This is a genomic window from Glaciimonas sp. OK215, from assembly GCF_057787885.1.
Window position 1 is genome coordinate 3,734,618 of record NZ_CM173544.1, and the last position, 9,558, is coordinate 3,744,175.

The 9,558-nt window shown below is 56.1% G+C and carries 8 protein-coding genes; 6 read left to right on the plus strand and 2 right to left on the minus strand.

Annotated features, from left to right (window positions below; all coding sequences use genetic code 11):
* The first annotated feature begins 82 nt into the window (after window positions 1-82).
* The gene (locus tag AC3CHX_RS17265; RefSeq protein ID WP_488629260.1) at window positions 83-1,396 is read left to right on the plus strand and encodes an MEDS domain-containing protein; all 1,314 of its coding nucleotides are present in this window, start codon (window positions 83-85) and stop codon (window positions 1,394-1,396) included.
* Window positions 1,397-1,444: 48 nt separating this feature from the next.
* Here the strand turns inward: AC3CHX_RS17265 and AC3CHX_RS17270 are convergent, their stop codons facing one another.
* Together AC3CHX_RS17270 and AC3CHX_RS17275 are read right to left on the minus strand one after the other, a co-directional pair.
* On the minus strand, window positions 1,445-1,738 hold the full coding sequence (locus tag AC3CHX_RS17270) for a hypothetical protein (protein ID WP_488629261.1): 294 nt from the start codon (window positions 1,736-1,738) through the stop codon (window positions 1,445-1,447).
* A gap of 227 nt (window positions 1,739-1,965) precedes the next feature.
* A complete protein-coding gene (locus AC3CHX_RS17275; protein ID WP_488629262.1) occupies window positions 1,966-2,607 on the minus strand; it encodes a response regulator in 642 nt (213 codons plus the stop codon).
* A gap of 798 nt (window positions 2,608-3,405) precedes the next feature.
* On the opposite strand from AC3CHX_RS17275, the gene AC3CHX_RS17280 reads away from it, so the two are divergent.
* From AC3CHX_RS17280 to AC3CHX_RS17300, 5 genes are all read left to right on the plus strand, one after another.
* Complete coding sequence (locus AC3CHX_RS17280; protein ID WP_488629263.1) at window positions 3,406-3,720, plus strand: hypothetical protein; 315 nt, start codon at window positions 3,406-3,408, stop codon at window positions 3,718-3,720.
* Between the two features lie 535 nt (window positions 3,721-4,255).
* Window positions 4,256-4,381, plus strand: coding sequence for a hypothetical protein (locus tag AC3CHX_RS17285; RefSeq protein ID WP_488629264.1), 126 nt, complete (start codon window positions 4,256-4,258; stop codon window positions 4,379-4,381).
* An 801-nt stretch (window positions 4,382-5,182) separates the two neighbouring features.
* A complete protein-coding gene (locus tag AC3CHX_RS17290; RefSeq protein WP_488629265.1) occupies window positions 5,183-7,360 on the plus strand; it encodes a type I secretion system permease/ATPase in 2,178 nt (725 codons plus the stop codon).
* On the plus strand, window positions 7,347-8,777 hold the full coding sequence (locus AC3CHX_RS17295) for an HlyD family type I secretion periplasmic adaptor subunit (protein ID WP_488629266.1): 1,431 nt from the start codon (window positions 7,347-7,349) through the stop codon (window positions 8,775-8,777). Before AC3CHX_RS17290 ends, AC3CHX_RS17295 begins: the two co-directional genes overlap by 14 nt.
* 23 nt (window positions 8,778-8,800) lie before the next feature.
* The gene (locus AC3CHX_RS17300; RefSeq protein ID WP_488629267.1) at window positions 8,801-9,451 is read left to right on the plus strand and encodes a LuxR C-terminal-related transcriptional regulator; all 651 of its coding nucleotides are present in this window, start codon (window positions 8,801-8,803) and stop codon (window positions 9,449-9,451) included.
* Window positions 9,452-9,558: the final 107 nt, after the last annotated feature.

Sequence of the window (9,558 nt, forward strand, 5' to 3'; positions counted from 1 at the left end):
TGCATGACCGATACCGCACCACTTGGGTCGTGGTTCAGCAGCAGATAAACGGCATTTATGGCAAGTCGTTGGCGAGGTTTTCATGTGTACCCATGAAGTGCAGTTTTACCAGCACGACACATTTCTGGTGGCGAGGGTGGCCGACTTCGTGAGCGCAGCGCTACAAGCCGGCGGTAGCGTAGTCGTGATCGCCACCCCTGCGCATCGCGTGGCATTCACTGAACGGCTTCACAGCAACGGCATCGATACGCGCGAGCGGCTGATCTCGCTTGACGCCCGCCAGACCTTGGCGCAGTTCATGGTCGATGACTGGCCTGATGAAGATCGCTTCAATGTGCTGATGGGCACCGTCATTGCCCAGGCTACGGAGGGTGGCGTACTTCAGTTGCACGCCTTCGGGGAAATGGTGGCATTGTTGTGCGCGGATGGTAAGCCGCAGGCGGCACTACGGCTGGAAACACTCTGGAACCAGCTTGCCAGGCAGCATACTTTCTCGCTGCTGTGCGCCTATCCGGCCGCTGTTTTTGATACCGAGGAGCAGTCCCAGGTATTCGATGCAATCTGTTCGGCGCATTCGCATGTCAGCCCCTGTGAGGCGTACCAGTCGCTGCCGGCCGACCCCGACGATTTTCACAGGACGATTGCGAAGCTGCAGCACAAGGCGCAGTTGCTCGAACGTGAAATCACCCGGCGCAAGGAGGCTGAGCGTGCCATCAGTCGTCTGGCCGCCCACCAGGAACATATTCGCGAGGACGAACGCAAGCGTATCGCGCGGGAAATCCATGACGAGTTGGGTGTTGTGCTGACCGGTATCAATGCCTATTTCTCGGTGGCGCTGGACCGCTCTGCGCGGCAAGGCAGGCCAGCGGACGAACATTTGACTAACGCGGCCGATCTAGCCGATAGCGCGGTGGCTACGGTGCGCCGGATAATCACGGATTTACGGCCCAGCGTGCTGGACCAGTTGGGTGTCTGGGCCGCGATTGAATGGTATGCCGGCGAAATCGAAAAACGGGCGGAACTGACCTGCACATTCGATATCGACGATGCAGCGGCCGCCGCCGAGCTGGATGCTGCATGCAGCAATGCGGTGTTTCGCATCGTCCAGGAGGCCTTGACAAATGTTGTGCGTCACGCCGAGGCCTCGCGCGTCGACATCAAGGTGCAGCAGCAGGATGGATTGCTGAGCGTCGTGATAGTGGACAATGGCAATGGCCTCGGCCCGATCCACACGCAGGAGCGCGAATCCTGGGGCATTGCCGGTATGCATGAACGGGCACGTCATTGCGGCGCCGAACTGAAGATGATCCCGCTGCCCGCGCAAGGTACTATGGTCGCTCTGCGCCTGCCTGTGGGAGCCCGGAACGGTCGACCGCCTGCCATATCTATGGACTAATGCCACCGCAATCTTCCTTGGCCCGACAGCAACCAAAGCCGACAGCGACTAATTTTGGATGCACTCCTGGCGTATACGCATCATTGCATCTTCACGCGCTGCTCGAATTTTCAGCCGCTTTGCCCACCATCCGTAATCCGATAGCTTGTTTTCCGCCAATGCCCTCAACCGGCTAGCATTCGGCGATTCTGAAGTGAGGGAACATTCGGGTGGTTCAATTCTTTGCTTTGCACAATATCTAATAGCTCCAGCAAGGTGGCCTCCATCAAGCAGTTCCCGGCAAGCGCTTGAATGCTTCAGTGCCTCATCCATTTTCAGTTTTTTTTCGTCAAAGTTACTCATGATGTTTTGTTGTGATCCGTGTTTCTTTTCAATGCGTCCCTGTGCACGTATCGGCAGCGACAAGGTCAGGTGAGGCGATCATCAATGACGCCAAACCTGCGGAAAGTCATATGCCGTTCATATCGTTAGTAACGTGACTCTTTTGTAGGGGGCTGCCAGTCAATAACGTGTAGGGATTCACCGACAAGCACGTTGCCGGTAGCAACCTCGACAACAATCGAAACGGACTATGCAAGCAAGCCATTTTCAAGTGCGTAACGGGCGAGTTTGGCGTTGCTGGCCAAGCCTGTTTTTTCCATAATGCGAACCCGATAGGTCGTGACGGTACTCGGGCTCAAGTGCAGCATCTTGCCAATATCGACAAGTCTTTCGCCTGTGGCGAGCAGTTTTAATACCTCAAGTTCGCGGTCCGATAGCGCTGCGTGCCGCGCCATGTTACCTCCGCCGATCACGTCGATACATATTTCCGCCAGCTCGGGACTAATATGCTTGCCACCCGCAGCTGCCTTCCGCACCGCCGCAACCAGGGTCGCTGTCGACACCGTTTTAGCGAGATAGCCGGCGGCGCCGTGCTTGATCGCACGCACGGCATAGATATCTTCGGAATACATGCTTAACATCAGCACGGCGAGTTCGGGCTTCTCTGCCCGCAATGCCTTGAGGAGTTCCAGGCCATTCGTTCCCGGCAGCGCGATATCCAGTAGCGCCACATCGAAATTACTCTTCCGTACAAGCTGCATGGCGTCCTTCGCCGTCTCCGCCTCACCCGCAACCTCGATATCACTTGCGGTCCCGAGCATCAGGCGCACGCCATTGCGGGCGATGCTATGGTCATCCACCAGCAAAACCTTGATCTTGCGCTTATTCATCTGTCTCCGACATTGGTATCTTTCTGTACTCGGTGGTGGCGAGAAATGCGCCGCCAACCTGCATGAGCGCGCGTTCTCCGTTATGAACAGTCTCACCTTCGCTACGTACATACCGGCTTAATCCGTCATTGCTGATTCATCTGGCTTCATGTCACTTTGGCACATTATTCAAGCGCTATTTATATGCGGCAGCATATTCCTATTATCCACATCCGAATACCTGATATTGCTTACAGGCAATATTTTAGCGCTGACGCTGCCACGCAGCATGGCGGTTCTTATAATCCACCAGTGCGGACAAAGACCATGCTGTAGACGGTCGAGAGCCAGCGCCTTGAAATCGAGCGGATCGACTATTCGATTGCATACTGGTCTGGCGCACCTCGGTGGTTCAGCGCAGCGGCCGCAGTTCCTTGAACTGCTCGGCGAAATTCGCTTTATTGATACGCTTGTGGTGGTGAGATTTGATCGGCTCGGATACGTTGCGCTGGAATGGATGCGGCCAAGGCATCGAAGAACGGCGAGTACATCGTCAGCGCTGCGCAAGTCACTTACCGGAAGAATTGACACCGCGTTTACTTCTCCTCTCTATTTGTCCTTGCTATTCTCTTTATTGTAATTAATATAACAATTGAAACTGTGCCATTGCGGTTGTGTGCGTGCCAGGCTTGCGTACGCTATGGTAATCACGGTAGTGGCTGTTCCTGGCAGCACAATCGTGGTTTACGTGCAGCAAAACCGGTCCGGTGGCATACCTCATGCAATCATCCGGCCTATTGCCCACAGGGCGAGGAAATCATGAATCAGCCAGCAACGGTAACTCAGCAAGGTTACGACCCTGACCGTCTACTCGATGCGCTGATTGCGCGAATGCACTTGAAAAACGATGCAGCACTGTCCCGTGCACTTGAGGTCGCACCGCCAGTCATTAGTAAGATTCGACATAGGCGACTACCAGTCGGTGCCTGGATGTTGATTCGGATGCACGAAGTCACAGGTATGAGCATTCACGAACTACGCGAACTGATGGGAGACACCCGTATGAAGTTCGGGTTAAGCGATCCCGAAGAAAACCCGAAGCCAGTCGATAAAGATTTCTCCGGCCCAACTTAGCTCCTTGCGCTAGAAATCTGCCTGGTGGGCCACTAATGCCGAATCTCGCAAGCCATGCCACGCCGAACAAATTCCGGGTAACGTCATGGCCGTATAATTCGTGGAAAATCGTTGCGTCCAGATCAGCCGCTGAACTATGCGCATCCTCCGCCACATAAATCTTGCCGTCAGGGAACGCTCCTTTCGGCGTATCGTCCGACTGCTGACGATGGGTCGACTCCTGGAGCGCCGCCGGCTGATCGCAGAATGTCCTGCTCGAATCAGCGTTAACGCCGCCACTTCCGCCACCTGTGACTGATGTTTTCCAGAAAGGGGATTGCGGCCTGGTCGAGTGGCCACTGGTTCGCTAATTGCACCCGGTTGAATTGCTGTATGTCGTGAATCTGTTGCTGGCGCGGCCAGAACGCTTCGAGTCGGCAATACTGGCATTTAATGCTTTTTGTGCAAACGCAACATTATTCCTTACAAATTAAGATGGAACGGCTTATTTATATAGGCGTCTATCAATTGTGCAAACGCACATATTGGAGGTTATATGTTTCAAAAACCATATGAAGTCGACGAGTGCCTGGAAGGTGAAGTTGCGGATTGCGTGGAATGGCAGATGCCGCCTGCGCAGATGGAAGAACTACCACAAGGGTTAATCGGAGATGAGATTTAATCTTCTCAAAAAGATTTTGATAACCCGATCTACCGCCCTCGATCTTGAAGCACGTTCATATCGGTGGCGGTTACTGGGCATTGCAGTCATTTTTCAATCGGCAATGCTACCACGGTGCCCAGTTGGTGCCAGGCCAAATCAACTCATCCAGCTCCGTTAAAATGCACCGAACCACGCATCTGCCACCGCTACAAGCCAACCCTGTCCGAGTACCCATACAACTGCATGAAGCAGCGAGGAGTAAAAGGCGAGTCCCCCCCCCCTTCCCTTCGATGGGAAGGGTAAAACGAAAGCGCTGGCCGATGTCGGCATATCCACCTCAATCGCGACGAACAGCTCTGCTGTTGTCCCAAAAAATCAAAGTCCGCCGGGAAGCAAGTGTCCCGATCGCCGGTTGAACTCCTGCCACGACGGGCACCGTTGGATGAACAATAGAAATTTATCGCCAAATATTTTTTTATAGCCGACAATCAACAAAAAACCAATTCAACTACCGCTTTATCTCGACCTTCTCTGCAACGGCGTTGAATGGGTATTCATCACCAAGCAATATCCCTCACCGAAAGTTAATCCAGTTGTTTTGGTACGACATAGCCGGACATATGGCCACGTAAGTCGTACTCATGTTGCTTGAGGTTATGATATGTTTGAGTCATTCTGGCATAAAAATCAATACAGTAGAGCTGACCACGGAGCGCTTCTTTTTTGTAAAGCATTGAGTTGCTTTGAATTAATGAATTGAATGGTATGTAGCTTGAAAAAGTAATATCGGCAGCCTTTTCAATCGAGGACACTTCACAAATGCGCTCAATCGATGATCCATTTGCCGTAAGCGATACTTGGGAGTTGCCGACTGCGTCAATTCTGCAGGACGACCCCTTGCTGGGTTGTCTGCTGGCATTAGCCAAAATGCATAACAAGCCGGTATCGGCCGATACGCTGATCTCCGGCCTGCCGCTCGTCAAACATCGACTGACACCCGAGTTGTTCATCCGCGCAGCGCTGCGTGTTGGTTTGTCCGCGAAACTGGTCAAGCGTTCGCTCGACAACATCCCGGATCTGGTCTTGCCTGCGGTCCTGCTATTGAATGACAGACAAGCGTGCGTTCTGGTGCGCAAGGGGGACATCGAAAGTGCGCAAGTCATCTTGCCGGAATCAGGCGCCGGCGAACATGAGATTAGCCTGGATGAATTACAGGAGCGCTATGCGGGCCATGTGATTTTTGTGCGGCCGGCCTACCGCTTCGATGAGCGCACCGCCGATAGTGCGATACCCCGGCCGCTACACTGGTTCTGGGGCGTGGCTGTGCAAGCCTGGCCTATTTATGGTGAAGTCCTCATCGCTTCCTTGCTGATCAACCTGTTTGCGCTGATCATGCCCTTGTTTTCAATGAACGTATATGACCGGGTAGTCCCGAATCATGCATTGGAAACGCTTTGGGCGCTGGCGATCGGGGTGGGCCTGGTGACAACTTTTGACATCCTGATGCGCGCCTTGCGCGGCTATTTTATCGATGTGGCCGGAAAAAAGATCGATGTCATCCTGTCCGCCAACATTTTCGAGAAAGTGCTCGGTATCCAAATGACGGCCCGGCCTGCTTCAGTGGGCGCGTTTGCAAGCAACCTTCAGGAATTTGAAGCATTCCGTGAATTTGTTACCTCCGCCACCATTACGACCTTGATCGACTTGCCGTTTGTGCTGCTGTTCATTGGGGTCATGTTCTGGGTCGGCGGTCCGCTCGGGTGGGTGCCCGTCATTGCGCTGCCGCTCATCATCGGTGTCGGCCTGGCCCTGCAGTTACCGCTTGCGCGCGTGGTGCAGGCAAGTGGCCGGCTCGCCGCGCAACGACAGGCGACCCTGGTTGAAACCCTGGTCGGGCTGGAAACGATCAAGGTCATGGGGGCGCAAGGCCCGGTGCAGCGCAAGTGGGAACAGGTGATCGGGCAGATTGCCAAACTGGGGCTGAAATCCCGCTTCCTCTCGGCCTGTGCGGTCAATTTTTCCGTGTTCGTGCAGCAGGCGGCCTATCTCGCCGTGGTCGTGTTCGGTGTTTACCTGATCGCCGACGATAAGCTCACCATGGGCGGCTTGATCGCGTGCTCCATTCTCACCGGCCGCGCGCTGGCCCCCCTGTCGCAGGTGGCAGCGCTGCTGACCCGCTACCATCAATCCCGCGATGCGCTGAAATCTATCGACCGGCTGATGCATTTGCCGGCGGAACGGCCCGCCGGCAAAGGCTTCGTGCACCGTCCGGGCTTGCGCGGCGGGATCGAATTCAAGAATGTCAGCTTTGCCTATCCCGACCAGTCGGTGGAAGCGTTGAGCGATGTTTCATTCAGGATCGCACCCGGGGAGCGGGTCGCGATCATCGGGCGGGTCGGCTCCGGCAAGACCACCATCGAAAAACTGGTTCTGGGCTTGTATCCGCCAACTTCGGGGGCGATGTTGATCGACGGCACCGATCAGCGCCAGATCGATCCGGCAGCGCTGCGCCGTGACATTGGTCACGTGCCGCAGGACATACTGCTGTTTTATGGGAGTGTGCGAGACAATATCGTGCTGGGCGCGCCGTATGCAGACGATGCCGCCGTGCTACGCGCGGCGGAAATCGCCGGGGTGACGGAATTCACCAACCGTTCACCGCAAGGATTCGATCTGCAGGTGGGCGAACGTGGGGAAAGATTATCCGGTGGGCAGCGGCAGGCGATCGCGATCGCCCGCGCCGAACTGTTGTCGCCACCGCTGCTATTGCTCGACGAACCGAGCAGCGCCATGGATAACCGCTCGGAAGAGCAATTCAAAGCCCGGCTCGCGGCCCAGCTTGACGGCCGCACAATGATCTTGATCTCGCACCGCGCGTCGCTGCTTAGCCTGGTCAACCGTCTGATCGTGCTTGACCAGGGCCGCGTGATCGCCGATGGTCCCAAGGATCTGGTGCTGGCAGCACTGGCAGGAGGCAAACTCAATGCTGCACATTGAACCGCCCGCAGGAAATAGTCCGCCGCTGGGTGAAATCGTGGCACCCGGTGGATGGCGTGCTCTAACAAGCCGCATTCTGGCGGCACTCAAGCCTTCTGTCGACGACACCGAGTTCATGCGCGAAAGCAGTGCCGCAGTGATGGAAGGGCCGCGCTATTTTACCCATTGGATTCTGTGGGCGACGCTGATTTTCTGCATCATTGCACTGGTGTGGGCCGCGCTGGCGACCGTTGATGAGTTCACTGTCGGGGAAGGCAAGGTCATTCCCTCAAGCCAGGTTCAGGTAGTGCAAAACCTGGAGGGTGGCATCGTTTCCGAAATTCTGGTGCGGGTGGGACAGGTGGTGCAAAAAGACCAGGCCCTGATGCGCATCGACGACACCCGCTTCAGCGCGTCGTCTCGGGAAGGCCAGGCGAAAGATCAGGCGCTGCTCGCCAAGATTGCGCGCCTGACGGCCGAGGCAGGCAATACCGCTTTTGTGCCGCCGGCCCAATTGGAAAAGGAAAATCCCAAGCTGCTGGCCGAGGAAAAATCGCTGTACCTGTCCACGCAACGCGAACTGCAAGCCAATCAGGCTGTACTCAGGCAGCAGGCCGAACAGCGCCGGCAGGAACTCACCGAGAAGCGTTCCCGCGAACTGCAATTGCAGGAGAGCCACAGCCTGGTCACGAAGGAACTGGCGATGACGCGTCCGCTGGTGCAGCAGGGCGCTGTCTCTGAAGTGGACATCCTCAGGCTGGAACGACAGGCAATCGATTTGCAGGGCGAACTGGATGCAGCCCGGTTGGCGCTGCCGCGGCTTGAATCCGCCTACCGCGAAATGAACCAGAAGATGGAAGAGCTGACGGCGCACTTCCGCGCCGACGCGATGAAAGAATTGAATCTGGCGCGGGCGGAACAAACCGCGCTGAGCGCCGCCAATACCGCGCTGGAAGACCGCGTCACGCGCACCTTGGTGCGGGCGCCCTTGGCGGGGATCGTCAAGCAACTCAAGATCAATACGGTGGGAGGCGTGGTTCAGCCCGGCATGGACCTGATGGAGATCGTGCCGCTGGATGACACTCTGTTGATCGAGGCGCGCGTGCGCCCCGCCGACATCGCCTTCCTGCACCCCGGCCAGGAAGCCATGGTCAAGCTGTCCGCTTACGATTTTTCCATTTACGGTGGTTTTCCCGCCACGCTGGAACACATCAGCGCCGACACGTTGATGCCCGAAAAGCCAGGTGAAAAACAGGAAAGCTATTACCAGATCCGGGTGCGCACCAAGCAGAACAAGCCCAACGGGCAGGCCAAGCCATTGCTTATTCTCCCCGGCATGATCGCCACAGTGGATATCCGGACCGGCAAGAAAACCGTGCTGCACTATCTGCTCAAACCGATTATCAAGACCAAAGACATGGCGCTTCGCGAACGCTAAAGGCACATAGATAAAGGCATATCGTGATCCTACTTGCTAGTTCATCCCCCGCTACACTTTCTCGCTGGCAGCAAGGCCTGCAGGGTTTTATCGCTGTGCAGACAGTGACCGAACTGGGCGCACTCAAGGAAGGCATGGTGCGGATACAGCCGCAAGCCTTGTTGCTGGACATCGATTTGCACGGACTGGATGGTCCGAAGAGCATTGCCGGTTTCATCAAATCGCACTCGGCCACGAAAATCATTGTACTGAGCGGCGCCATTTCCGACCAAATAGAATTGGCCTTATTCAAGGCCGGTGTGCGGGGCTGCTGCCGAAGCGATATCGACCCGCAACTCCTCAAACGCATTATCGTCGCCATCCAGCATGGAGAATTGTGGATTCGGAGAACGCTCACTCCCCTGCTGCTGGATGAACTGGGCGCCAATGCGCGCGACGAAGAAGCCAACACCAGGCGGGCCACCGCCAACCTCGGCCGCCTTGCCGACCTTACCCGGCGCGAGCGGGAAATTGCCGCGCTGGTTGCGAGCGGAGAAAATAACAAGCAAATCGCCCGACGACTGGCCATTACCGAACGCACAGTCAAAGCCCACCTGACCGAAACCTTTCGCAAGCTGGGCATCCCCGACCGGCTCAAGCTGGCGCTCCTTGTGATGGGCATCGACGACACCTGAGCGTTTACTCGTCTACCCTCTTACCCGCTTGATCTCCAGCCAAGCGATCGGAACGACGCTTCCTCTCCCGGTCGACACTCAGCAGGCCGGTTATCCATAAGTCCGAC